This window comes from Nocardiopsis terrae, from assembly GCF_014651695.1.
In the GTDB taxonomy this organism is placed as follows: Bacteria; Actinomycetota; Actinomycetes; order Streptosporangiales; family Streptosporangiaceae; genus Nocardiopsis; species Nocardiopsis terrae.
In genome coordinates, this window is the sequence record NZ_BMXJ01000007.1 from 333692 (window position 1) to 358886 (window position 25195).

A 25195-nucleotide genomic window follows, 5' to 3' on the forward strand; every position below is an offset into this window, starting at 1 on the left:
TCACGGGTTGGCCTTCAAGCTACTAGCGAGTAACATCTTTGTTATGAGCACTGGCGGGGCGGATGTAGACGTGTACACCGGACCCGCCGTCGGATGACCGAACGGCATTCGGCATTGTTGGCAGTAACGGGGCGCGCCAGCGCCCACCCGCCTGACGGCGGATATGGGAGTGCAGGGAGGTCGGCCACCGGCCATGAATATTGTCGTTTTGGTCAAGCAGGTCCCGGACACGGCGACCGAACGGAAGCTCAACGCCGATGACAAGACGCTGGACCGCGCAGCGTCCGACGGCGTCATCAACGAGCTCGACGAGTACGCGATCGAAGAGGCTCTCCTGCTCAAGGAGAAGCACGGCGGCGAGGTCACCGTCCTGACGATGGGACCGGACCAGGCCACGGACTCGATCCGCAAGGCCCTGTCCATGGGTGCCGACAAGGCCGTCTTCGTCAACGACGAGGCGCTGCACGGCTCCGACGCGATCCAGACCGCCTACGCGCTCGCGCAGGCCCTGGGCACCATCGAGTTCGACCTGGTCGTCCTCGGCTCGGAGTCCACCGACGCCCGTACCGGTGTCGTCGGTGCCGCGCTCGCCGAGTACCTCGGCCTGCCCCAGCTCACGCTGGCCGGCAAGGTCGACATCGACGGCAGCGCCATCAAGATCCAGCGTCAGACCGACTACGGCTACGACGTGGTCGAGGCTCAGCTCCCGGCGGTCGTCTCCGTCATGGAGAAGATCAACGAGCCCCGCTACCCGTCCTTCAAGCTGATCATGCAGGCGAAGAAGAAGCCGGTCGACAAGAAGTCCGCGGCCGACGCGGGCATCGACACCGGCAAGGTCGGTCTGGCCAACGCCACCACCGAGACCGTTGACTTCGCCGCCGCGCCGCCGCGTGCCGCGGGCACGATCGTCAAGGACGAGGGTGACGGTGGCGCCAAGGCCGCCGACTTCCTCGCCGAGAAGAAGTTCGTGTAGGTCAGGCGAGAGACTCAGGAAGGTTCAAGGATTATGGCTGAGGTCCTCGTCCTCGTCGACCACGTCGACGGACAGGTCAAGAAGGTCACCACCGAGCTGCTGACCGCTGCGCGCCGCATCGGCGAGCCCGCCGCGGTGTGGGTCGGCGAAGGTGCGGAGTCGGGCAAGGCCACGCTGGCCGAGTTCGGCGCCGAGAAGGTCTACGTGGCTCCGGCCGAGGTGAACGACTACGTCGTAGCCCCCAAGGCCGAGCTGCTCACCAAGCTCGCCCAGGACAAGGGCGCCGCCGCCATCCTCGTCTCGGCCACCGCCGAGAACAAGGAGATCGCCGGTCGTACTGCCGTGAAGCTGGGCTCCGGTGTGCTCACCGACGTCGTCGACGTCACCGCTGAGCTCGTCACCGAGCACAGCATCTTCGGTGGCGCCACCGTCACCCACGCCCGCGTGCGGACCGGTGTGCCGATCGTCGCGGTCCGCCCGAACTCGGTCGTCCCGGAGGCCGCCGCCGGCGCCGCCGCCGAGGAGGCCGTCTCGGTCGACATCTCCGACGCCGCCAAGGGCGCCAAGGTCGTCGAGCGCGTCGTCCAGGAGAAGGGCGCGCGCCCCGAGCTCACCGAGGCCGCCATCGTGGTCTCCGGGGGCCGCGGTGTGGGCTCCGACGACTTCACGGTCGTCGAGAACCTGGCCGACTCCCTCGGTGCCGCCGTCGGCGCCTCGCGCGCCGTCGTCGACTCCGGCTGGTACCCGAACCAGTTCCAGGTCGGCCAGACCGGTAAGACGGTCAGCCCGAACCTGTACGTCGCCCTGGGTATCTCCGGCGCGATCCAGCACCGGGCGGGTATGCAGACCTCGAAGAACATCCTCGCGGTCAACAAGGACCCCGAGGCCCCGATCTTCGAGCTCGCCGACTTCGGCGTCGTGGGTGACCTGCACACGGTCGCCCCGCAGCTGACCGAGGAGATCAACAAGCGCAAGTAGTAGCGAGCGCTTCGCGTATCCGAGCCAACGCCCGACCGGGGTCCGCCCCGGCCGGGCGTTGGCTTTCGTGTGTGGAAGGGCAGGTGGTTTGCCCTATGTGAAAGGTTCCGTGTGGTTTTCGCGTGGTGTGTCCGGGTAAGTCCGGCGCACGATGTTCCTGACCGGAGGAGGTTCGGTCGATGCGGACGACGGTACGGGCCGGGCGGCGCAAGGTGGAGGTCAAGCACGCCGAGAAGCCGCTCTTCGGGCCGGACGGGGCGACCAAGGCCGACCTCGCCGACTACTACGCCAGGATCGCGCCGCTCATGCTGCCGCTGGTCCGGGACCGGCCCGTCGCGCTGGAGCGCTTCCCGGACGGCATCGACGATCCCGGATTCCTGTCCCAGCACCCACCGCACCCCAAGTGGATACGTACGGTGTGGACCTCCTCGGGGCGGATGATGGAGTGCCAGGAGGCGGCCGCGCTGGTGTGGTGCGCCGACCAGGCCGCCATCACCCTGCACACCTGGTCCTCGCGTACCCCGCGCCTGGGCCTGCCCGACCGGATGGTCCTGGACCTCGACCCGGTGGGAGAGGGGGAGGACGCCTTCGAGTCCTGCCGGGACGCCGCCTGGAGCGTGCGCGAGGTCCTGACCGAACTCGGGCTGGCCGCGTACGTGATGACCACCGGCTCCCGGGGGCTGCACGTCCACTCGCCGCTGCGGCCCGAGGTGGGCGACCTGGAGGTGCGGCGGCTGGCCAAGGCGGTCGCGGACCGGGTCGCGGCCCGCGCGCCCGAGGAGTGGACCACCCGGGTGCGCAAGGCGGCCAGGCACGGCCGGATGTTCGTCGACTACCTGCGCAACGGGCCCGCCCAGCTCGCGGTCGCGCCGTACTCGGTCCGGGCCAGGCCCGGGGCTCCGGTGGCCGCCCCGGTGACCTGGGAGGAACTGGACCAGCTCACCTCCTCGCGGGACTTCACCATCGACCTGGAACGCCAGGAGTGCCCGTTCGCGGGGATGCGCAGGCACGCGAGGTCGCCGCGCCGGGCGCTGTCCCTGCTCGACCGGGGTGAGGGCGGCGTGGTGCCGCGCCCCCGTACCAGCCGGGGGGAGGGGGAGTAGGCCGGGCCGACGGCCCCCTTTTCGCGGTGATCTTGCTACCAGGGGCAATTTCGGCGCCGAAGTTGCCCCTGGTAGCAAGATCACCGAGGGTTGGGGCGGGGGAGACCCGTGCGGGAGCAGGATCATCGGGGTGTCGCGCCGGGCCGCACCAGGGCGTCGTAGGTCTCGGTGGTGCGCTCCAGCTCGACGTCGAGCCCCCGCGCCCAGGCATCGAGCTCCTCCTGGGCGGCCCGCCCGTCCCGGTCGTCGTCGACCACCAGCTCCAACTCCAGGAAGGTGCCCGCGCCCTCGACGACGTCGACGCACACCCCCACCGACCCGACGGCCCCGCTGCGGCGGTCCTTGACGATACGCACGAACGGCTCGTACCCCAGCGCCAACAGCGCACCGTGCGTCTGCTCCCGGTCGGCCACCACGGTCTCGTACTCGATGCACTCCATGGCGTTGCCCAGCGGCGTCTTGGTGGTGAGGACGTGGGTGTTGTCCTCCGTGCGCAGACGGGCGAACGTGTGCCCGACCTTCCCGTACCCGGGCTCCCACCCTGCCGGGGCATAGGCCTGGTCGTCCTGGAAGACCGGATCAGCGACCGTCACCCCGGCGGACTTCAACGCCGCCAGCAGGGCCTCCAGGTCACCGGTCCTGTACTTCGCCTCGATCTCCCGCACCAGCCGCCCCCAGCGTCTCACCGTGATCATTCCCGGGGGAGCGTAACCGCGTGCGCTCCCCGTGTCCCGGTTTCGGTGGAACACGGAACGGCCCCGGCGACCCAAAAGCCCCTCGGGGACCCGCCGTAACCCGGCGGAAGCCCGAGGGCCCGGGGCGCGGGCGACACAGGGGGTCGGGACGGGTCAGCGCCTGCGCAGGACGATCAGCAGGTTCCAGGTGACGACCTCCCGCAGCAGCGGCACGTGCACGACCGGCTTCATCCACGAGGGCAGGTACCGGGGCCGGATGTCGACCACGTCCACGTCCGAACGCCCCCGCACCCAGCGCAGCATCTCCTTGGCGTACGCCGCGTACATGCTCCGGCCGAAGTCGTTCTTGGGCCGCCGGCCGTGCTTGCGCGTGAAGCGATCGGCCGCGTAGGACCCGCCCAGGTAGTGCCAGGGAGAGGTCTCATGGCCGCCCCACGGTGAGAGCCACAGGGTGTAGGAGAGGTAGACGAGCCCTCCGGGGCGGGTGACCCGGACCATCTCGTCGGCCATCCGGACGCGGTCGGGCACGTGCTCCAGCACGTTGGAGGAGAAGCACACGTCCACGGTCCCGCTGCGCAGCGGCAGGTCCAGAGCGCTGCCCTGCACGGCCCCCGAGTCGGCCTCGCGGCCGTGCAGGGTCATCTCGTGCGCGTCGGAGTCCACGCACAGGCAGCGCGCGCCCGCGGCCCGGAGCTCGTCGGCGAAGTAACCGGGACCGCCGCCCACGTCCACCACGAGCTCCCCGGCCAACGGGGTGTAGGACCGCAACTGGTCGACCGTGTCGCGGGCCAGCCTGCCGTAGAAGAACGCCGGGTCGGTCTGCTCCCTGCGGAAGGCCGTGAACAGCCCCACGGAGCGGGCGAGGGTGGCGCGGAAGGGCACCGTGCCGTCGGAGCGGGTGGCGGCCGGGGTCACTGCGCGCCACCGACCTCGACGTAGTGGCGCAGGTGGCGCCAGTGGTCGCCGCCCCAGTACTCGTCGGAGGCGGCGATCCGCGACCCGGGCAGCAGCTCGGCGATCCTCCCGGTCCGCAGGGTGTGCATCCGCATCGGCGCCGGGTAGCGCAGGATCACCCGCTGGGCCAGGGCCACCAGCGGCCACGGCGCGTACCGGAACACCAGGCCCTTGAAGGTGCGCCGCTCGGACTCGGGCACTCCGACCACCAGGACCCCGCCGGGGCGGACCACCCGGGCGAACTCGCGCAGGTAGCCCTCGGCCAGGTCGGTCGGCAGGTGCTGGAGGACGAGGTCGGTGTAGACGAGGTCGAAGGAGTCGTCCGAGAACGGCGACAGGTCCGGGCGCTCGTTCAGCACGAAGTCGATCCGGCCCCCGGAGCGGTCCAGGCGGCGCGCCTCGTCCAGCATGGGAGCGGAGATGTCCACACCCACCACCCGGTCGAAGTGCGCGGCCAGGGCGTTGGAGAGCCGCCCCGCCCCGCAGCCGAAGTCCAGGACGCGGCCGCGTCCCGGCGCCAGCCCGAGCTCGTCCAGACGGGCGATCGCCGGGTCGATGTCGGCGCGGCCGGAGGCGAGGAACTCGTCGTCGTCCCACCCGCCGTCACGCTTGTCCGGGTCCACGCAGACCGCCCACAGCGGCTCGGTGGAACCCAGCCGGGTCCAGTCGCGGCGAACCTGTTCGAGCCCCACCGGCATCACCCCCACAGTGCTTGTGACCACCCGCCGGGCAGCTCCGACTGGAGCTTGTTCCTGTTATGGGCACGCGGGTCATCAGGACCTGCGCCAAGGGTCAGAGAAAAAGTGGAACGTGTTGTATTCTGGCACCCATTTTCCGGGTTGGCCAACCTACGTCGGGGAGAGTACCCATGTCGCCTGATTCCCCCACAGGGCGCGCGGAGGTCGGCGGAGCCACCAGGCTACGCCGACCGGTGGAGGAAGCCGACGACCAGGAGCCCACGTACGGCGACGTGCTGGGCGACTCGATCGCCGCCCTGCGGGGGGTGCTGCGGGACCGGGTCCTCCAGGCCGGTCTCCTGATCGTCCTCGCCGCGCTCCTGCTCAAGGTGTACGTGCTCAGCGAGTCCTACTTCGTCGAGGACGACTTCCTCTTCTTCGCCGGCGCGCGCACCAGCGAACTCGCCCCCGCGTACCTGCTGGAGCTGCACAAGGGCCACTTCATGCCCGGCGGGCTCTTCCTGGTGTACGTCCAGACGGCCTTCGGCCCCTACCACTGGGCGTCCGCGGCCGGCACCATGCTGCTCCTCCAGGCGGCGTCGATCCTGGCCTTCCTCCGCCTGCTGTGGGAACTCTTCGGCCGCCGCTGGGCCCTGCTCGTCCCGCTCACGGTGTACGCGCTGGCGCCCCTGACGATCCCGGTCCTGGGCTGGTGGGCGGCCGCGCTCAACGCCGTCCCCCTCCAGCTGGCGACCGTGCTGGCGCTGCTGTGGACTGTCCGCTACCTGCGCACCGGGACCCCGCTCTTCGCCTGGTGGGCGGGCGGCGCCGTCGTGTTCGGGATGCTGTTCTCCGTCAAGGCGCTGTTCCTGCCGGCCCTGGCGCTGGTGTTGGCGGTCGCCTTCCTCTACCCCGGCGGCCTCCTCACGGCGCTGGGTCACGCCTTCCGGCGGCACCGCACGTACTGGCTGTCGATGGTCGCGATCACCGTCGGCTACCTCCTGCTCTACCTGGTCAGACAGCGCGCCTCGAGCTCGGGGGAGGGCGCCTCGGTGCCCGAGTCCGAGGTCGTGGTCCAACTGGTGGGGCGAATGCTCGGCGAGGTCTTCCCCACCGGTGCGCTCGGCGGGCCCTTCCAGTGGGGGCCGATCACCCCGGCCGGCGGTCTGGTGGATCCCCCCGGGGTGGTGCTGATCGGCGCCTGGGCCGTCCTCGTCGCGATCGTGCTCGCCAGTGTGCGGGTGCGGCGCGCGTCCTGGCGGGCCTGGGCCCTGCTCGCGGGCTACCTGGTTTTCGTCGACGCCCTCCCCACCGTCATCGCCCGCGGGCGGATGTACGGCGAGGTCGGCTCGGACCCGCGCTACGTCGCCGACGCCGCCCTGGTCTTCGCCCTCGTCCTGGCGCTGGCCTTCCTGGCGACCCGGGAGGAACGGTCCCGGGAGTGGGTCGGCAACGCGGGCGAGGAGCGCGGCCGGAGCCGGCTCCAGCTCCTGCGCCACACCCGCGGCGTGTGGGTGGCCGCGACGTCCGTCACGCTCGTGTACGCGGTTTCGGCGTCCTACTCGACCTACACCTACACCGAGACCCTGAGCGGTGACCGGCAGCGCGAGTACCTGGCGAACGTGCGGGAGTCCCTGGAGGACGTGCCCGGGGACGCGGGCCTGTACAGCCGTCCGGTCCCCACCGACCTCGTCCTGGAGTGGAACGGGCCCCGCAGGCTCAGCTCCTACGTCCTGGCCCCGCTGGCCGACCGCGAGGTGGCCGCCCGGATGTACACGCCGGAGGAGTCCGACAGCGCCTACGTCTTCGACGACGACGGGCGCCTGGTGGAGGCCGCGCCGATCTCCTGGGCCAACGCCTTCCGCCCGGAGGAGGGCGAGGAGTGCATGGAGAGCTGGGACGGCCTGATGTCCTGGAACGTGTGGGAGGTCGGCGGGGTCGCGCAGGTCGCGACGATCGGCTACACCTCCGAGGAGGACGCCGACCTGGTCGTGGTGGTCGGTGAGCAGGAGGTCCGGACCGAGCTCCCCGCCGCCCCCGAGGGCGGTTTCTGGTACGTGCCCGTCAGTGAGCGCGACACGAAGTTCACCCTGTTCACCGATGCGGGGAAGACCTGCGTGACCTGGGCTTCGCTGGGTCAGCTCGCCCCGGCGAGCCAGGTCGCGGAGCAGGAGGCGGCAGCCGGGGAAGGCGCTGAGGAGGACGGGTCGGAGGCCGCCGGCGAGGACGAGTGAGGCCCGGCCGGGTCCGACCGGTCGGACCCGGTCACGGCTCAGTCCCGGGAGCGGTCCTGCGCGGGCGGCTGCGGGTCCCGTGCGTCCCCTCCGTGCCGCATCCGGCCGCGCCCGGCACGGGTCCCGGAGGTGAAGAACTCCCGCGACCACCTCCGGCTCGGCTCCTCGACCAGGTGGTGGGTGAGCTTGCCCAGCAGCACGCTGCCGATCAGCACCGGGACCAGGTCCAGCCAGAACGAGCCGGTGAAGATCTCCTGGCCGGTGAAGTCACGCCACAGGTAGAGGACGACGAACTGCCAGAGGAACACGCCGTAGCTGATCGGGGCGAAGTACACCATCACCGGGTGCCGCATCAGCCCGTCCAGCCAGGCGCCCTCGGTCCAGGTGGCGAGGGATCGGAGGCGGCGGCGGGGGCCCTCGGGCGCGGGCGGGGCCAGGGCCACCGGGGCGACGACGAAGAAGGCGAAACCGATGCTCGCGGTCGACTCGACGATCGACATCCACAGGTTGCCGGGCTCGAAGAACCTGCCTCCGGCAGCCGGGGTCGCCTCCAGCACGTAGAAAGCAGCGGCGACCGTCCAGCACAGGCCGGGCGCGGTACCGACGGTGCGGCAGAACCGGCGGACGGGGCCGTCGGGGCCGCTTTCCCGCCAGGCCCACTCCGAGAGCGTGGCCAGTGCCATCCCGACCGCGAACATGCCCATGCAGCGCGGCAGCCAGGAGTGCATGAGTTCGCGGGGCTCCGGATAGTACTGCGGGATCAGGGCCAGGTAGGCCAGCACCGTGACCGCCACCAGCCCGCCGAGCAGCCTCCGGCCGCGGGCGTCGACCGTCCTACCGCCCTTGGCCCACAGGCCCAGGAACACCGCCAGGAGCGGGAGGGTGACGTAGAAGGCGATCTCCACCGACAGGCTCCACATCTGGCCGAGCCCCTCCGGGCCCGGGCCGGCCCAGTGGGGGGCGGTGTTGAACGGGAAGGTCAGGGTGAGGACCTCGAACCAGTGCCGTGCCGAGGACAGGTGTTCGCCCGCGTACAGGAACAGGGCGACGACGGCCACGACCCAGTAGGAGGGGAAGACGCGCATGAGGCGGCGCCACAGGTAGGCGCCGGTGTGCGGTCCGCGGGTGCCGTCCAGCGCGGCCCGGGCCCACGGCCGGTACAGCAGCACACCCGAGAGCGCGAAGAACAGGGGCACCGCCAGGGCCGAGGAGCTGAGCAGCGCCCCCACCGGGCCGGGTGCGAGGGCGTCGCCGGTCTCGGTGGACACGTGCACCACCAGGACCATCAGGCAGGCCAGGGCGCGCACCCCGTCGAGGGCGTGGTGCCGACCGCTCACCTGCGGAAGCAGGCGCGTCCGGTCGGCGGGGGGTGTCCGAGGGCTGCCGGAGGGGGTGACCTCGGGCGCGGAGGGAGTGGGCGCCATGGGGCCTTCCAGAACGGGAGGGAACCGAAACGTGTTCTACTAGAACGTGTTATAAAAATTCAGACACGCCCAGGTGACGTCGTTCACTACTGGGCAGTACTCTACCCGGAACTGAACCTAGTTCCAGCTCTGGACTCTCATCCGCCCAGGAGGGCACATGCGCCGTACCGTTGCGGTTGTTCTCATCGCGCTGGGGGTCTTCTGTCTCGCCTTGGCACCCATGATGCGCACGTGGATGTCCAGTTCCCTGATGAAGACTCCACTGGACTACTACAACGCCACCGTCAACACCGGAGAGGTCACCTACTTCAACATCGAGGACGTCGAACTCGTCGAGGACGCCGACGTGGAGGCGCACTCGACCATCCGGGCCGACGTGGCCTCCAGCACCGACGACGTGGTGGTGTGGGACCAGTTCACCTGGATCAAGGACGCTGACACCGACTTCGGCATCAGCTCCACCAACCGCCGCGCCGGACACGACCGCGTCACCGGAGAGCTCGTCGACTGCTGCGACGCCATGATCAACGACGAAGCCGTCGCCCAGACGGGGCAGGGGTGGAAGTTCCCCTTCTTCGCCGAACAGCGCGACCACGACTTCTTCGAGACCACGGTCCAGGAGAACGTCCCCATGGAGTTCGAGGGCGTCGAGGAGGTCGACGGCGTCGAGGCCTACAAGTTCGTCCAGACCGTCGAGCCGACCGTGGTCGACGAGCGCGAGATCCCGCGCTCGGTCGCCGGACTCGAGGGCGAGGGCGACGTCGTCGGCGACGAGACCTTCTCCATCACCCGGACCTACTGGATCGAACCGGTCAGCGGTTCCCCCATCGACATCAGTGAGGACCACCACCGTGTCGTCGTCGTCGACGGCGAGGAGGTCCTGACCCTGCTCAGCGGCGAACTCCGCTTCGACGACGCCACCCGCGCCACCGCCATCGAGAAGACCGAACAGGCCCGAACGGTCCTCCCGCTGCTGCACACCACACTGCCCATCGGCGCGCTGATCGTCGGTGTCGGGTTCATCGGTGTCGCCATCGTCCTGTTCGTCACCGGTCGCCGCACCGAACAGCACTAGCACGGCACCGACCGGCCCCCGACCCCCGCGAGGACGCACCCCGAGGACACGCCCCCCGAAACCGACCCGGACCCCCCGACCCGGGCACTCCGTCGGCCGGACCGCCTGAACCCCCCACAGGCGGTCCGGCATCCACCTTCCACAGGGCCTGACACACGGAAGAAGGGGGAGGCCATGGCGCCGACCACGACCCCCGGGACCGGAAACCGGCCCGTGAGGAGCACCGTCATGGGGCCGCGCCCCCTCCCGCTCCGGGTCCTGCCCCTGCTCAGGGCCTGCCGCCCCCGCCAGTGGCTGAAGAACCTGCTGGTGTTCGCCGCCCCCGGCACCGCGGGGGCGCTCGGCGATCCCCGCACCCTGCTGCTGTGCGCCGCCGCCTTCGTCCTCTTCTGCGCGGCCGCCAGCGGAACCTACCTGCTCAACGACGTCCGCGACCTGCACCGCGACCGCGAACACCCCCGCAAACGCCACCGCCCCGTCGCCTCCGGCGAGCTCCCGGCACCGGTCGCCGCGACCGCGGGGGCTGTGCTCACCGCTACCGCCCCGCTGGCCTCCCTCGCCCTGGGCAACTGGCGCCTCACCCTGCTGCTGACCGTGTACGTGCTGCTCACCCTGGCCTACACGCACCTGCTCAAGGACGTCGTCGTCTGCGACCTGGTCGCGGTCGCCTCCTGCCACGTGCTGCGGGCCGTGGCGGGCGGGATCGTCGCCGGTGTGGAGCTGACCTCGTGGTTCGTCATCGTGGTCTCGCTGGCCGCCCTGCTGGTGGTGGTCGGCAAACGCGAGGCCGAACTGCGCCTGCACCTCCCGGACGGGGAACCGGGGGCCCAGGACGACGGTCCCCGGAACGACCCCCGGGAACGGGAGCGGGAGGTGCATCCCACCCGCGCGGCGCTGCTGGGCTACACCACCAGCTACCTCTCCCAGATGCGCACCATCGCCTCCGGTGCCATGATCGTCACCTACTGCCTGTGGGCCCTGGAGCAGGACGGCGGCCCGCACTCCGTGTTCCACGCGGTCAGTATCGTTCCGTTCGTCATGTTCGTGCTCCGCTACAACCTGCTCGTGGACCGGGGCGCGGGCGAGGAACCCGAGGAGATCGCGTTGGGGGACCGCCCCCTCCAGCTCGTCCTCGCCGCCCTCGCCCTCCTGGTCGGACTGGGGATCTACCTGTGAGTCGACCGACCCTCCTCACCGGCTGGGGCCGCACCGCCCCCACCGCCGCCCGCGTCGTGCGTCCGCGCACCCTCGAACAGGCCGCGCAGGCGCTGACCCGCGCGGGGCCGCGCGGTGCCCTCGCCCGGGGCCTGGGGCGCTCCTACGGCGACGCCGCCCAGGCGGCGGGCGGACTCGTCCTGGACTGCACCGGACTCGCCGGGCCGCCGCGCCTGGACACCGGACGGGCGGAGGTCACCGCGCCCGCGGGGACCAGCCTCGAACGGATCATCGCGCACCTGCTGCCCCGCGGGTACTTCGTCCCCGTCACCCCCGGGACCAGGCACGTCACCCTGGGCGGGGCGATCGCCGCCGACGTGCACGGCAAGAACCACCACGCCGACTCCTCGATCGGCGCCCACGTGCGCTCCCTCACCCTGCTCACCCCGGTCGGCGAGGTGCACCGGCTCGGCCCGGACCACGGCGACACCGAGCTCTTCTGGGCCACCGTGGGCGGGATGGGGCTGACCGGGGTCATCACCGAGGCCACCCTCGGCGTGCACCCGGTCGAGACCGCCCACGTCCGGGTGGACACCGACCGCACCGGCGACCTCGACTCCACCCTGGACCTGATGGCGCGCACCGACCACGCCTACCGGTACACGGTCTGCTGGGTCGACCTGCTCGCCAGGGGAGCGGCCACGGGCCGCGGGGTGCTGACCCGCGCCCACCACGCCCGCCCCGCCGACCTGCCCGCGCCGCAGCGCCGCGAACCCCTGCGGTACCGGACCGGGACACCGCTGCCCGCCCCGCCCTGGGCGCCGCCGCGGTTGCTCAACCGGTGGACGGTGAGCGCCTTCAACACCGCCTACTACAACGCCGCCCCCCAGCGCAGGCGCGGCCAGGCCCAGCCGGTCGGCGGGTTCTTCCACCCGCTGGACTCGGTACGGGGCTGGAACCGGATGTACGGGCCGCGCGGGTTCGTGCAGTACCAGTTCGTCGTGCCCTTCGGGGAGGAGGACACCCTGCGCGCCGTCGTGGCGGGGCTGTCCGGGGTGGGTGCGCCCTCCTTCCTCGCCGTCCTCAAACGGATGGGAGAGCCGACACCGGGCCCGCTGTCCTTCCCCCGGCCCGGGTGGGCGCTCGCCCTCGACCTGCCCGCGGACCTGCCCGGGCTGGCGCGGCTGCTGCGCGGGTTCGACGAACGGGTCCTGGCGGCGGGCGGGCGCCTGTACCTGGCCAAGGACAGCCGGGCCGACGCGGAGACCGTGCACGCCATGTACCCGGAAATCCCCTCCTGGCAGGCCACGCGGGCACGCGCGGACCCCGGGGGCGTACTCGTGTCCGACCTGGCCCGACGCCTCCGACTCGTGTGAACACCGGCCCGGGGCAGCCGCCCCGCGCCCCCGAACCCCGGAAGGACCCGCCCATGCGCGACTCGCTGGGAAGCGTACGAACCGTCCTGCTGCTCGGCGGTCGCAGTGAGATCGGCCTGGCCGTCGCCGAACGGCTGGTGCGCGAGGGCGCCCGCGAGGTGGTGCTCGCGGCCCGGGGCGGGGCGGGTGAGGCGCCGGGCGTGTTCGGGGCCCTCGGCGCGACCACCCACTCGCTGGAGTTCGACGCCGAGGACGCCGACACCCATGCCGCCGTGGTCGCCGCCGCAGTGGAGCTGGTGGGCGACCTGGACGTGGTGGTGGACGCCTTCGGGGTGCTGGGCGAGCAGGCGGAGTACGAGGCCGACCCCCTGGCCGCCGCCCGCGCGGCCACCGTGAACTACACCGGGCACGTGTCCGTCGGGCTGGCCGTCGCCGCCCGCCTGCGTGAACAGGGCCACGGGGTGCTCGTGGTGCTGTCGTCGGTGGCCGGGGTCCGGGTGCGCCGGGCCAACTTCGTGTACGGCTCCGCCAAGGCGGGGCTCGACGGGTTCGCCCAGGGGCTGGCGGACTCGCTGCACGGAACCGGGGCGCGGGTCCTGGTGGTCCGGCCGGGCTACGTCGCCACCCGGATGTCCCGGCACGTCGACCCGGCGCCGTTCCCCGCCACCCCCGGCCAGGTGGCCGACTCCGTGTCCAGGGGGCTGCGCGGCGGCGCCACCACGGTCTGGGCGCCGCGCGTGCTGCAACCCGTGTTCGCGGGGATGCGGATGATGCCCCGGGCCCTGTGGCGCCGCCTGGGGCGTTAGCTCCCCTGGTTCTCCGGTCCGCCTCCACGGCCGCCGCATCCCCGGTCGGCGTCCCTTCGGCCGCTGGCCCCTGAGCTAGCCGGACCGCTCGGTGAGGTCCGGGCGGGTGCTCGGCAGGAACATCGCGGGGACCATCGCCCCGGCCGTCAGGCCGGTCATCCACCAGAAGGTCGCCCGGAAGGCCGTCTCGGGGCGGGCTGCGTCGGCGAGCAGGGACGCGAGCAGCAGGGCCAGTGCGGCGGTGCCGACGGCGGCGCCGAGCCGCTGGGTGACGTTCAGCGCGCTGCTGGCCCGGGGCACCCGGTCCGAGGGCAGTCCCCGGTAGGCGGTGGCCAGCATCGGCACCATCGCCGCGCCCAGGCCCAGACCGCGGACGAACATCGCGGTGGCCAGCAGGGCGGCCGGGGTGTCCGGTCCGGCCAGACCGAACGGGGCGGTGGCGGCCGCGCCCACGAGGAGACCGCCCAGCACCAGGTAACGCGGCCCGGTGCGGTCCGCGATCGGCCCGATGAACAGGTTCACCACGGCCACACCGGCGGCCATCGGTGCCATGAGCAGCCCCGCGGTCAGCGCGGAGGCTCCCTGGACCTGCTGGAAGAAGAGCGGGAGCAGGAACATGCCCGCCCAGATACAGATCCCGAACACGAACATCAGCAGTGCACCCAGCCGGAACAGCAGGTTCCGGAACAGGCGCAGATCGATCACCGGGGCGGGGCCCCCGGGCCGCTCGCGCAGGGCGTGTGCCACGAAGCCGGCTATCAGTAGCAGGCCGACGGCCACGAACACCAGGGCATGGCGGGAGTCGCCCAGTACGGACATGCCGTAGAGCAGGGTCGCGATCCCGGGGGAGAGCAGGAGCAGCCCCACCAGGTCGAGCCGTTCGGCGGCCCGCGGGCTCCCCTTGGGCACCCCGCGCACGGCCAGAGCCATGGCCAACAGGATGCAGGGCAGCGAGACCACGAAGATCCACCGCCAGCCCAGCGTGTCCAGGACGATCCCGCCCAGCACGGGGCCCAGGGCGGGCGCCAGCTGGATGGGCACGCTGAGCAGACCGATCGCCCTTCCGAGGCGCTGCGGTCCCGCGGCCTGCACGAGGATCGTCATGACCAGGGGCAGGACCATGCCGCTGCCCAGCCCGGTGAGCACCCGGAAGGCGATCAGGCTCTCGATCGACCAGGCGGTGGTGCACAGCAGCGACCCCGCTCCGAACAGCGCGAGCGCGGTCATCCAGGTGGTGCGCTGGCCGAAGCGGTCGATCGCCCAGCCGGTCATCGGGATCACCGAGGCGGTGGAGAGCAGGTAGGCGCTGGCCACCCACTGCGCGGTCGAGACGGGGGCGTCCAGGGCCCGGGAGAGGTGGTCGACGGCCACGTTGACGATGGTGGTGTCCAGGAGCGCGGCCATGGCGCCGACCAGGAGGACGGAGGCGAGCTTGAGCAGCGGGCGGTCGAGCCGCTGGGGCGCCGGGGGGAGGGAACTGGCGGGACCGGTGGAACCGGCGGATGGAGAGGTGGGGTCTTGCTTCGCCATACAAGGTAAACTACACGGTGCAGTTTCCCTTGGGAACTGTGTTCTTCCAGGACCGAGGACCCGCGAGGACAGAGGGCGAGATGACCGACACATGCGCGGACGGACGTGATCGCAGGTCGGCGGTCAAGCACGAGGCCATCACGGAGGCCGCGCTGCGGGTCTTCCTGAGGGAGGGCTACGCGCGGGCCAGCGTGGACGCGATCGCCGCCGACGCGGGCGTGTCCAAGCGCACCATCTACAACCACTTCGACGACAAGCGGGACCTGTTCCTCAGGATCGTCTCCCAGAGCAGTGCCACCCTCGCCGCCGACCACGCCGTGATCGCCGCCCGCCACCTGCGGGAAGCCGGGGACGCGCGCGAGGCCCTGGTCGGTTTCGGGGACGAGTGGCTGTCCCCGAGAGGCCGCCGCGCCGACCACACGGCCCTGGTCCGGCTGCTGATCGGGGAGGCCGCGCACTTCCCCGACGCCGCCAGGGCCTGGTCGGACAGCGGTTCCGAACTGGTCGTCCAGGACCTGGCGGCACACCTGCGCGCCCTGGCCGACCGGGGACTGCTGGAGATCGAGGAGGGCGGTGAGGAGACCGCCGCCGGACACTATCTGGCCCTGGTGCGCACCCAGGCCAACAGCCGGTCCTTCTTCGGAGCGCTCCCGCTGCCCGAGGAGGAGCGGGTCGCGATGGTTCGCTCGGGGGTGGACGCCTTCCTGCGCATCCACGGCCCGGGCCGCGGATGAGGCCGGGGCGGGCTGGGACCGGGCCGCGGATGAGACCGGGGCCGCACGGGGCGGGGGCCGCACGGGGCGGGGGCCGGTTCTCCCGGCCCCGCCCCGCGCGGTCACTCCTTCGCGTCCGTACCGGGAGCCCGCATCCGGTAGAACACCAGCGGCACCAGGCAGCACAGCATCACGGCGGCGGGTACCAGGCTGCTGCCGACCAGCATGCCCCGCAGAGCCGTCTCGCTCTGCTGGACGACCTCTCCCGAGCCGGACTCCACGTAACCGCTCAGGGCCAGGGAGAGGGACAGCAGGCCGGTGCCCACCGCCTGGGCCATGGCCTCCCCCGAGGTCCACACGCCCGACAGCACCCCGCCCTGGCGCCGGCCGGAGCCGTCGTCGGTGGCGAGGCAGTCGGCCAGCATGGACGCGGGCAGCATCATGGTCCCGGACAGACCGACGCCCACCAGCACGGAGGAGGCCACCGCGCCCGGTACGCCCAGCACCGGGATCAGGAACAGGCCGACCCCGCCGAGGACGAACACCAGTGCCGAGCAGCCGGCGGCGCGGCGCTTGTCCACCCGTACCGACAGCCGCTTCCACAGCGGTGCCGCCGCCATGAGCGGGACCAGCACGCACACCATGAGGATGCTCGTGTAGGCGGGCTCGCCCATGACGTTCGCGGTCACGTACGGCACACCGGCCACCATCGTGCCGCTGGCCACCGCCATGAGGAGGTTGGCCGGGAACAGGACCCGGAAGTCGCGGTGCCCGAAGGCCACTCTGAGCTGGGCGGGCAGCCCCTCGCTCCGGGGTTGGAAGACCGGGTGCGGTGCCCGGCGGGTACCGACGACCGAGCCGAGCATGGACAGCACGAGTACCGCGGCCATCATCAGCCCCATGAGGCGGTAGCCCACCACCGGGTCCTGGGGGGTCGTCTGGACGACGGGTGCCAGGGCCCCGCCCAGGAGCAGCGCCAGGCCCGCGAAGGCGGTCCGCCACGTGTTCAGGGTGGAGCGCTCGTGGTAGTCCGCTGTGATCTCGCCGGGCATCGCGGTGTAGGGCACCACGAACGCCGACGAGGCCAGCGCGGCCAGTACGAACAGGACCGCCACGTAGGCGGCGGCCTGAGCCCCCTCCAACGGCGGTCCCGCGAACATGGCCGCGAACAACAGCGGCAGGGTCATCGCGCCCGCCAGCATCCACGGCCGTCGCGGGCCCCAGGGGGACCGTGTCCGATCGGACCAGATTCCGATATACGGACTGGCCAGAAGATCGACCAGCTTGGGCAGGAAGATCACCGCACCGGCGAGGGCCGGGCTCACCGCGAGGGTGTCGGTCAGATAGATCAGCAGCAGCAACCCGGGGACCGTGTTGAAGACCCCCATGGCCACCGCGCCGCTGCCGTACCAGGCGTGCACCGAGCGGGGCAGGGGTCCGGGAGCAGGCCCGGCGCCCGCAACGGGGGCCCCGTCCACCGCGGACGGGGCCCTGTCGGTCGTGGTCACGCGCGCCCGTCCGAGGCCGTGTCGGCGGTGGGCTTCCCGGACCCCTCGGAAGAGGTCCCGGCGTTCTCGCCGTTCTCGGCGGGCCGGTCACCCTCCTCGCCGTACAGCTCCTCGTGCGCCACCGGGTCCACGTTGTGCTGCACCGGGCAGGTCGCCGGGAAGGTACCGATCCCGTTCACGTCGTAGCCGTCGGGGTAGCTGCGGATGTTCGGGTTCATGTCCGCCCACAACGGCTCCTCGCGCGGCTTCATCCGCCGCACGACCTTCGCGCGCAGCTTGAGCGCGATGTCCGCGGACCTGCGCCAGGCCTTGCTGGGCGGGTCGTAGCGGAAGGTCTTGATCAGCGACTCGTCCAGGATCGCCATCGAGAACTTGCGGGCCAGACCGGACACCCGCGGCGGGTAGAACGTCACCATCAGGTCGAGGGTGGAGTCGGAGACCCTCCGGCCGCCCTCGGTGTAGGCGAAGTGCTCCGCCTCGTAGCCGTCCAGGAGCTCGCGGAACCCCTCGTAGGTCTCGGGGACGTCCTTGATGCCCATGTACTTGCCGAGCTTGCGGTAGTAGTTCGTGATCGCGCTGATCTCGTGGTCGGACAGCTTCCGCCAGCCGTAGCCGTAGTCGTTGAGCCAGCGCACCGGCATGATCACGAAGGTGCTGAGCACGTACCGGTAGTCGTCGTTGCTGATGTCGTAGGAGCGGTGCATCTGGTTCATCCGGCGCAGCGCGTCCCGGCCCTTACCCGGTTCGAACCCGTGCCGGATCATGTTGCCCAGGATGAGCGCGGTGTCGTCGTAGCGCTTCTGGGTCTGACCGGTGAACTGGTCGGTTCTGCCCAGCAGTTCGCCGATGCTGGGCACGGCGTAGGTGCGGTACAGCGCGATACCCAGCGCCCGTCCCATGTCCCACGGGAACTCGTGGGAGTTGAGGATCTGCATGATGCGCACGCAGTCCGTCTCGGCGTCCAGGCGGTGGATCTCGTCTCGCCAGTCGAAGCGCTTCATTCGCGGTTCCTTCGGGGGAAGTGGGGATGGTGGAAGGGGGGTGGCAACACGCGGCTGGGCCGTGTGCTGGAATCGGGGAGCGGAGGGCTCGGGAAAGGGGTGGAGACCCGCTCAGGTCGCGGGGGTCTCCGGGGAGGCGGGGGACTCCGCTTCGGGTGCCCGGGAGGCGACGGCCTGGCCGGGGGCGGGAACCCTGGCACCGGTCGCCGGGACCTCCTGGGTGCGCATGTCGTGGGGGACCGGGCAGCCCTGGGGGAAGGTGCCGATGCGGTCGGGCTCGTAGCCGTCGGGGTAGCTGCGGATGTTGGGGCTCATCCGGGCCCAGCGCGGCTCCCGGCGCGGTTTCATCCGCCGTACGACCTTCGCGCGCAGCCTGAGCGCCAGGTCACCGGACCTGCGCCAGAACGCCGAGGGTTCGGGGTAGCGGAAGGCCCTGATCAGGGGCTCGTCCAGCAGAGCCTTGGTGAAGGGCCGGACGAGGGGCCGCTGCCAGGCCGGGTAGAAGTCGACCATCAGCTCCAGGGTGGCGTCGGAGACCGCGCGGCCGCCCTCGGTGTAGGCGAAGTGCTCCGCCTCGTAGGAGTCCATAAGCTCACGGAACTCGGCGTAGGTCTCGGGGACGTCCTTGATGCCCATGTACCTGCCGAGTTTGCGGTAGTAGTTCGTGCTGGCCGCCGTCTCGTGGTCGGACAGCTTCCGCCAGCCGTAGCCGTAGTCGTTGAGCCAGCGCACCGGCATGACGACGAAGGTGCTCAGCACGTACCGGTAGTCGTCGTTGCTGATGTCGTAGGAGCGGTGCATCTGGTTCATCCGGCGCAGCGCGTCCCGGCCGCGGCCCGGCCCGAACCCGTGCTCCAGGATGTCGTTGAGGATGAGCGCGGTGTCGTCGTAGCGGTGCTGGGTCCGCTCGGTGAACTCACGGGTCCGCCCGAGTAGTTCGCCGATGCTGGGCACGGCGTAGGTGCGGTACAGCGCCAGCCCCAGGGCCTGCTCGATGTCCCAGGGGAACTCGTAGGTGCCCAGGATGCGGACGATCTGTTCACAGTCCGCCTCGGCGTCCAGGCCGTGGATCTTGTCGCGCCACTCGAAACGCTTCACGGGAACTCCACCTTCGTCCGGGCCCGCCCGGGACGGGACCATGGTCGTCGGGCACCGAAACGCCCGACACAGACGTTGCGACGCCCCGCACTTTACCTGGACGCTTCGCGTGTACAGAGGCCCCCGGCGGGATGCGCCGTCCCTGCACCCGAACCGTGCCCGGAACGTTCCCGAAAAAACAGCGGCGGGTGGCGGGGGAACCGGTCCCCCGCCACCCGCCGCCGGACGCGCACTAGGCGGTGACGCGCTCCGCGACCCGGTTCACCAGGGTCAGCAGGACCTGCTTGGCGGATTCGCGTCGGCGGGCGTCGCACAGGGCCACCGGGATCTCGGGGCTCAGGCTCAGCGCCTCGCGTACCTCGTCCGCCTCGTACTCGTGGGCGCCCTCGAAGCAGTTCACCGCGACCACGAACGGCACCCCGCGCCGTTCGAAGAAGTCGACCGCGGCGAAGCAGGTCTCCAGACGGCGGGTGTCAGCGATGACGATCGCGCCCAGAGCCCCCTCGGACAGCTCCTCCCACATGAACCAGAAGCGCTCCTGGCCGGGCGTGCCGAACAGGTACAGCACCAGACTGGGGCTGATGGTGATGCGACCGAAGTCCAGCGCCACGGTGGTGGTCGTCTTGGCCTCCACCCCGGACAGGTCGTCGACCCCGTAACTGGCCTCGGTCATCACCTCCTCCGTGCTGAGGGGGGCGATCTCGCTGACCGCGCCGACCAGTGTGGTCTTCCCGGCGCCGAAGCCACCGGCCACCAGGATCTTCAGTGCCGAGGGAACGGGGGCCTCGGTGCCCGGGTCAGAGTCTCTGGATGCCATCGAGAACCGCCTGGAGTACGTCCCGGCTCACCGGGCTCTTAGCTGTGTAGGGGGCGCGGGCCAGGGCCAGGCCGCGGTTGAGCAGGTCACTGAGCAGGACCTTGACGACGGCGACCGGGATGTCCAGGTGCGCGGACACCTCAGCCACCGACTGGGGGCGGCGGCACAGCTCCAGGATCCGGAGCTGTTCCGGTTCCAGTGCCATCTCGTCGACCTCGGCGCGCTTTGCGGCGATCACCACGCTGATCATGTCCAACTGGACGGAGTCGGCGTGGTCGCGGCCCTGCGCGATCACGTACGGGCGGACGAGCGGCCCCGCCTCCTCCGACCCGGCGGCGTCGTCTGGACCGCCGTCCGGCTCGCCGTAACCACCGACTGCGTCACGCTGTGGCAGACCGTGCGGTATGTCGCCCGGATCGAACTCGTTGTGCGCTTGCATACCGACCCCTATCGCGTGGCTTCCCCGGAGTCCCCGGCCGCACCCTCGCTACGGGGCGCGGCGTCGAGGTAACGGCCCACCTGCTCGACCAGGACATTCATCTCGTAGGCGATGAGACCGACGTCGGAGCTCTCCTCGGCGAGGACGGCCAGGCAGGCACCGCGGCCCGCGCCCGTGACGAAGAGGTAGGCGCTCTCCATCTCGACCACGGTCTGGAGGACCTCGCCGCCGCCGAAGTGGCGGCCGGTGCCCCGGGCCAGGCTCTGGAACGCCGAGGCCACCGCGGACAGGTGCTCGGCGTCCTCCTTGACCAGGTCACGGGAGCGGCCGATGAGCAGGCCGTCAGCGGAGAGGACGATCGCGTGGCGGGAACCCACGGCACGGTCGAGCAGCTCGTCGAGCAGCCAGTTGATGTCCTTCTTGCCCGCGGCGCTTCCGCTGCCGCGCTCGGCGCTTTCGGTACTCGTCACGGTTACGCGTCCTTGTCGGTGTCGTTGGTGTTCTGCTTGCCGTCGCGTCGCCCGCGGTCCGTCCCCTTCTGGAACGCGGACATGTTCCGGCGCAGGCGCGCCAGCCGTTCCGTGTTGTCGGGGGCCGCCTCGGAGGAGGCGCCGCCGGCCGCGGGGCCGGTGGCCCCGTCACCGGCGGGGGAGGTCGCCAACTGGGGGGCCAGGTTCTCCTGCGGGCGTCGCTTGGGCAGTGCGGGGCGCCCGCCGCCGGCATCGACGGTCTCGGGCTGCTTGGTCTCCTTGACGGGGGACGTCCCGGGGGCGTCGGGCACCGCGCTGATCCGGGAGTTGCGGGTGGGCAGGGAAGGACGGGTGTCGTCCTTGTCCGGAGTGCCGAGGAGGTCGTCCCCGGGGGCGTCGGCCGGGGCGAGCGGCGCCTGCGGTTCCGCGTCCGCCTCGGGGCCGCCGTCCGGCTTGTCGGATCGCCGCTCCTGGCCGGAACCCCCGGGAGAGGTCGACACCGAAGTCAGGACGGGCTTGCCGGAGCGGCCGGCCCGGCCCGCCTCCAGCGCGGGGCCGGGGCGGTCGACGATCTCGCGCACCTCCCAGATGTCCTCCCCGCTCTCCTCCGAGGAGGGTAGCGGGGTGCGGTCACCCGAGATGATCTCCTGCGGGAGCAGCACGATGGCCTGCACACCGCCGTACGGCGAGGGACGCAGGTGCACCCGGATGCCGTGCCGGTGGGACAGGCGCGAGACCACGAAGAGGCCGAGGCGCATCTTCTCGTTGAGGCGCATCACGTCGAACTCGGGCGGGTCGGCCAGCAGCGCGTTGGCCGAGTCGAACTCGCCATCGGTCATGCCCAGGCCGCGGTCCTCGATCTCGATCGTCACCCCGTTGGGAACGTCCTCGCTGCTCAGACGCACCTGGGTGTGCGGCGGCGAGAACATGGCGGCGTTGTCGACCAGTTCCGCGACCAGGTGGATGACGTCGGCGACGGCCGGACCGTTGAGGTTCACCCGGGCGATGCGCTCCCGCTTGACACGGGTGTAGTCACCGGACTCCGAGATCGCGCCGCGCAGTACGTCGATCAGCGGCATCGGACGGTGCCAGGTGCGGCCCGGCGCCTCACCGCCCAGAATCAGCAGGTTCTCCGCGTTGCGGCGGGAGCGGGTCGCGAGGTGGTCCAGCTTGAACAGCTGGGCGAGCTGCTCCGGGTCCTCCTGCTCGCGTTCCATCCGGTCCAGCAGCCGGAGCTGGCGGTGCACCAGGGTCTGGCTGCGGTGCGCGATGTTGAGGAAGACCCGGTTGACGCCCTGGCGCAGCTCGGTCTGCTGGACGGCCTCGTCGATGGCGGCGTGCTGGGCGGTGTTGAAGGCCCGGGCGACGTCGCCGATCTCGTCGTCATCGATCCTGAGCTCGGGCAGGGAGCTGGAGGTGTCCACGCGCTCGCCCCGGTGCAGCCGCCCCATGATGTCGGGCAGCCTTTTCTCCGCGAGGTCCTGGGACTCCTCGCGCAGGGTGAGCAGGCGCTCGGTCAGGTTCCGCGAGGACCGGCGGGCCAGGTAGAACGCGACCACGATGACGGCGGCGACGCCGAGGCTGCCGCCGACGGCGAGCAGCACGGCCCCGTTGGCGCTCTCCCGGTTCACCTGGGCGGAGTACATGGCCTCGTCGGCCCCCAGAGCGGTGAGCTCGGCCAGTACGGGGTCGTAGGCCTCGTGCCACTCGGCCTTGTCGACCGGCATGGAGAGGTCGTCGACGGTCTCCAGGGTGAAGGTCTCCGGGTTGGTGACCGTCTGCGCCTCGACCTGCCGTTCGATGATCTCGTTCGAGAGGGAGGTGAAGGCGGCGTACTCGGGGCTCTCCAGCAGCGTCTCGTACCGCTCCCGGTGGCCCTCGTCCGAGAGGTAGGGGGCGTTGGCGTCCAGGAGCGTCTGGAAGGAGCCCATCAGCTCGGTGAACTCGCGCTGGTCCTCCAGGGTGAGCTCACCGGTGGCGAAGCCGCGGGCGATCTGGGCGTCTGCCCGCGCGACCACGTCCACCGTGCGGAACATGTAGACGGCGGTGAAACCGGGGCTGGTGGAGCCCTCCTGGTTGCCCGCGCGGCCCTGGCTGTCGAAGCTGTCGGCACCGTGCAGGACGAGTTCGTTGTAGTAGTCCAGGACGTCGGCGCGGGAGGCGCTGCCGGAGTCCACGGCCTCGCGCATCTCGCCGATGTCCTGGTACATCCCGTGCAGCATCTCGATATGCATGCCGCCCTCGCCGGGGGCGATGTCGGCGAACCCGATGAGGTCCTCGACGACGGCCCCGAGGGAGCCGTCGGTGTTCTGCCGTGCCTCCTCCAGCTCCTGGGCCAGGTCGGCGTTGTCGGGGTTCTCGATGTAGGCGATCGTCGCGGACCGCTCCGACATCGCGTCCACGAGGCCCACGGCCGCGGGGGTGACGAGCTCGTCGGTGGCCTTGGACCGGATCAGTTGGTAGACCGCGTCGCCGCCGAGGGCGAGGGTGAGGGCCAGCCACAGCGCGACCAGCGCGGCGGTGGGGATCATGACCATGGCGCGGATACGGGCGGCGATCGTCCGCCCACGTTTCTTCGGTACTGCCTGCACGGTTCTCCTGTCGATCCGCGTCAAAGTCTTCTCGGGTGGCGTCGGGGGCCGTGGTCGCCTGGCCTTCTTCGGGAGGCCGGCGCGCGCGTGCGCAGCCCTGCCCACCCTGCGGGCCGCGCCCGTGCCTTGTGGGGGTGGTCGACGCCGGACTTACCGCAGAGTAGCCACAAACGGGGGGTTCGGCGTTGGGGATCGTATCTCGCCTGGGAAACGGCGGATTATCCGGGGGACTCAGGCAGTCTGCCATGAAGTTGTGAAATGGTCACACAAGAGCAGGTATGACGCCTGTGCGAGGGGTGTCCACGCTTGTGTGTACCTTATGGGACAAACGTCACATGCGTATCTCTGGTTCGCTTCGAGGGGCCCTCGGATATCCCCGTTCCCGCCCCGCGCCGGAGCGGCCCGTACTAGCCTGGCGCCCCGGGAACGAGCAGGGGGAACGTAGAGGCGATGGGGCAACTGTTCGGCGGCGGACAGGCCGCCATCGAGGTGGCGGTAGCCGCCGTACCGCTGTTGGTGGTCGTCGGATCCGCGTTCTACCTGAGCGGACAGCACCGGCGTTACGGGCGTCTGGTCGGCTGGCCGGCGCAGCTCACCCTCGCAGCCCTGCTCACCGGGGTCGGGCTGGCCGTGTACGCCGTCTGGCCCCTGCCCGCCTCAGCGGACGGGCTCTGCCCCGTAGACCCCGAACCCGCGCCGCCCCTGTCGCTCCGTGAGGCCGCTCCGGCGCTGGGGCTCTTCCTGCCGGTCGGACTGCTGTCCCGGTCCCGGTTCCGCCGCGGCCTGTTCACCACCCTGGCCCTGGGCGCCGCCCTAGCGCTCGCGGTCACCGCGGTCCGCGCCACCGGGATCCTCGGCCTCTACCCGTGCGCCTACGACACCGTCGCCTTCGAAACCGCCGGGGTCGGCGTCGCCGGAACCCTCCTGGGCTGGACCCTCGCCCGGTGGGTACCCCCGCTGTGGCCGTTCGGCCCGCACCGCTCCTGGCCCGTCGCGGTCCCCGACCGCGTCGCCCCCGACCTCACCCGCCGTATGCTCGGCGCCCTGATCGACCTCGGGCTGTGGTGGTTCGGCGCGGCCACACTGGTCGCCCTGCTGCACGCCTACGGTGTGGTCCGTCCCGGGACGGAGGAAGAAGTCCTGACCGGCACCCTCCTGGGCCTGGCGGCCCTCTTCGGGCTCTTCCTGCCCCTGCTGCGCCGTGACCGCTGCACCCTGGGCCGGACCGCCGTGCACCTGGCCCTGACCGAGTGGTCCGTGCCCCGACCGGCCGCCCGCCGCCGCGTCACCGCCCGCGCACTGCTGCTGCCCGTGCCGGTGGCCGTCCTGATCGCGTTCGGGTCCCCCTGGTTCGCCCTGGCTGTCGTCGGAGTGCACGCCAGCACCGCGGTGGTCCGCCCGGACGGCGCGGGCCTGGCGGACCTGCTCTGCCGCCTGCGGGTCCGTACCCGCTCCAGCCTCGACGGCGGCCTGCCCCGCCGCCTCGTGCGCTACGCCCCTCCGCCGGAGGTCCCGTCCCTCCTCTGAGCCGCCGGGGTCCCGTCCGGGGCCCCGGCGCCAGGGATCCCGGCCGTAGCC

22 protein-coding genes are annotated in these 25195 nt (G+C 71.4%); 10 read left to right on the forward strand and 12 right to left on the reverse strand.

All coding sequences use genetic code 11. From position 1 onward, the window contains the following. Window positions 1-193: 193 nt before the first annotated feature. The 3 genes from IE195_RS21365 (at window position 194) to ligD (ending at window position 3054) form a co-directional block, all read left to right on the forward strand. Entirely contained in the window at window positions 194-973 is a 780-nt protein-coding gene (locus IE195_RS21365; RefSeq protein ID WP_191274362.1) for an electron transfer flavoprotein subunit beta/FixA family protein, read from the forward strand. Between the two features lie 33 nt (window positions 974-1006). Beyond that, complete coding sequence (locus IE195_RS21370; RefSeq protein WP_191274364.1) at window positions 1007-1951, forward strand: electron transfer flavoprotein subunit alpha/FixB family protein; 945 nt, start codon at window positions 1007-1009, stop codon at window positions 1949-1951. Window positions 1952-2130: 179 nt separating this feature from the next. Then, the gene (gene ligD / locus IE195_RS21375) at window positions 2131-3054 is read left to right on the forward strand and encodes a non-homologous end-joining DNA ligase (RefSeq protein ID WP_191274366.1); all 924 of its coding nucleotides are present in this window, start codon (window positions 2131-2133) and stop codon (window positions 3052-3054) included. A 122-nt stretch (window positions 3055-3176) separates the two neighbouring features. Here ligD and IE195_RS21380 read toward each other — a convergent pair whose 3' ends face one another. The 3 genes from IE195_RS21380 to IE195_RS21390 form a co-directional block, all read right to left on the reverse strand. Next, entirely contained in the window at window positions 3177-3719 is a 543-nt protein-coding gene (locus IE195_RS21380) for a class IV adenylate cyclase (RefSeq protein ID WP_191274701.1), read from the reverse strand. Window positions 3720-3902: 183 nt separating this feature from the next. Further along, a complete protein-coding gene (locus IE195_RS21385; RefSeq protein WP_191274368.1) occupies window positions 3903-4664 on the reverse strand; it encodes a class I SAM-dependent methyltransferase in 762 nt (253 codons plus the stop codon). Further along, the gene (locus IE195_RS21390; protein ID WP_318784773.1) at window positions 4661-5425 is read right to left on the reverse strand and encodes a class I SAM-dependent methyltransferase; all 765 of its coding nucleotides are present in this window, start codon (window positions 5423-5425) and stop codon (window positions 4661-4663) included. Before IE195_RS21390 ends, IE195_RS21385 begins: the two co-directional genes overlap by 4 nt. 146 nt (window positions 5426-5571) lie before the next feature. On the opposite strand from IE195_RS21390, the gene IE195_RS21395 reads away from it, so the two are divergent. Then, the gene (locus tag IE195_RS21395; RefSeq protein ID WP_191274370.1) at window positions 5572-7614 is read left to right on the forward strand and encodes a glycosyltransferase family protein; all 2043 of its coding nucleotides are present in this window, start codon (window positions 5572-5574) and stop codon (window positions 7612-7614) included. A 38-nt stretch (window positions 7615-7652) separates the two neighbouring features. Here IE195_RS21395 and IE195_RS21400 read toward each other — a convergent pair whose 3' ends face one another. Next, complete coding sequence (locus tag IE195_RS21400; RefSeq protein ID WP_191274372.1) at window positions 7653-9038, reverse strand: acyltransferase family protein; 1386 nt, start codon at window positions 9036-9038, stop codon at window positions 7653-7655. A gap of 157 nt (window positions 9039-9195) precedes the next feature. Here IE195_RS21400 and pgfA point away from each other — a divergent pair, with 157 nt between their 5' ends. The 4 genes from pgfA to dprE2 all read left to right on the forward strand — a co-directional run bounded on the left by pgfA (window position 9196) and on the right by dprE2 (window position 13450). After that, on the forward strand, window positions 9196-10113 hold the full coding sequence (pgfA, locus tag IE195_RS21405; RefSeq protein WP_191274374.1) for a cell envelope lipid trafficking protein PgfA: 918 nt from the start codon (window positions 9196-9198) through the stop codon (window positions 10111-10113). A 228-nt stretch (window positions 10114-10341) separates the two neighbouring features. Further along, the gene (locus tag IE195_RS21410; RefSeq protein ID WP_225942526.1) at window positions 10342-11289 is read left to right on the forward strand and encodes a decaprenyl-phosphate phosphoribosyltransferase; all 948 of its coding nucleotides are present in this window, start codon (window positions 10342-10344) and stop codon (window positions 11287-11289) included. Beyond that, on the forward strand, window positions 11286-12644 hold the full coding sequence (dprE1, locus tag IE195_RS21415) for an FAD-binding protein (RefSeq protein ID WP_191274378.1): 1359 nt from the start codon (window positions 11286-11288) through the stop codon (window positions 12642-12644). The genes IE195_RS21410 and dprE1 overlap by 4 nt, the downstream gene beginning before the upstream one ends. A 53-nt stretch (window positions 12645-12697) precedes the next feature. Beyond that, the gene (dprE2, locus tag IE195_RS21420) at window positions 12698-13450 is read left to right on the forward strand and encodes a decaprenylphospho-beta-D-erythro-pentofuranosid-2-ulose 2-reductase (protein WP_191274380.1); all 753 of its coding nucleotides are present in this window, start codon (window positions 12698-12700) and stop codon (window positions 13448-13450) included. 75 nt (window positions 13451-13525) lie between these two features. Here the strand turns inward: dprE2 and IE195_RS21425 are convergent, their stop codons facing one another. Beyond that, window positions 13526-14980 (reverse strand): MDR family MFS transporter, encoded by a 1455-nt coding sequence (locus IE195_RS21425; RefSeq protein WP_225942525.1) that lies wholly within the window; start codon window positions 14978-14980, stop codon window positions 13526-13528. An 80-nt stretch (window positions 14981-15060) separates the two neighbouring features. Between IE195_RS21425 and IE195_RS21430 the strand changes: the two genes are divergently transcribed. After that, window positions 15061-15714, forward strand: coding sequence for a TetR/AcrR family transcriptional regulator (locus IE195_RS21430; RefSeq protein ID WP_191274382.1), 654 nt, complete (start codon window positions 15061-15063; stop codon window positions 15712-15714). Between the two features lie 101 nt (window positions 15715-15815). Here the strand turns inward: IE195_RS21430 and IE195_RS21435 are convergent, their stop codons facing one another. The 7 genes from IE195_RS21435 to IE195_RS21465 form a co-directional block, all read right to left on the reverse strand. After that, window positions 15816-17171: an MFS transporter gene (locus IE195_RS21435; RefSeq protein ID WP_229826377.1), complete on the reverse strand. Its 1356-nt coding sequence runs from the start codon at window positions 17169-17171 to the stop codon at window positions 15816-15818. A 26-nt stretch (window positions 17172-17197) separates the two neighbouring features. Further along, the gene (locus IE195_RS21440) at window positions 17198-18202 is read right to left on the reverse strand and encodes an oxygenase MpaB family protein (protein WP_191274386.1); all 1005 of its coding nucleotides are present in this window, start codon (window positions 18200-18202) and stop codon (window positions 17198-17200) included. Between the two features lie 111 nt (window positions 18203-18313). Next, window positions 18314-19300, reverse strand: a complete 987-nt coding sequence (locus IE195_RS21445) for an oxygenase MpaB family protein (RefSeq protein WP_191274388.1) — start codon at window positions 19298-19300, stop codon at window positions 18314-18316. A 232-nt stretch (window positions 19301-19532) separates the two neighbouring features. Then, the gene (locus tag IE195_RS21450) at window positions 19533-20117 is read right to left on the reverse strand and encodes a GTP-binding protein (protein ID WP_191274390.1); all 585 of its coding nucleotides are present in this window, start codon (window positions 20115-20117) and stop codon (window positions 19533-19535) included. Continuing rightward, window positions 20098-20556, reverse strand: coding sequence for a DUF742 domain-containing protein (locus IE195_RS21455; protein ID WP_191274392.1), 459 nt, complete (start codon window positions 20554-20556; stop codon window positions 20098-20100). Before IE195_RS21455 ends, IE195_RS21450 begins: the two co-directional genes overlap by 20 nt. A gap of 8 nt (window positions 20557-20564) precedes the next feature. Then, window positions 20565-21026: a roadblock/LC7 domain-containing protein gene (locus IE195_RS21460; protein ID WP_191274394.1), complete on the reverse strand. Its 462-nt coding sequence runs from the start codon at window positions 21024-21026 to the stop codon at window positions 20565-20567. 2 nt (window positions 21027-21028) lie between these two features. After that, window positions 21029-23617 carry a sensor histidine kinase gene (locus IE195_RS21465; RefSeq protein WP_268249190.1) on the reverse strand — a complete coding sequence of 863 codons (2589 nt, stop codon included), beginning with the start codon at window positions 23615-23617 and terminating at the stop codon, window positions 21029-21031. A 450-nt stretch (window positions 23618-24067) separates the two neighbouring features. On the opposite strand from IE195_RS21465, the gene IE195_RS21470 reads away from it, so the two are divergent. Next, entirely contained in the window at window positions 24068-25144 is a 1077-nt protein-coding gene (locus IE195_RS21470) for an RDD family protein (protein WP_191274396.1), read from the forward strand. Window positions 25145-25195: the final 51 nt, after the last annotated feature.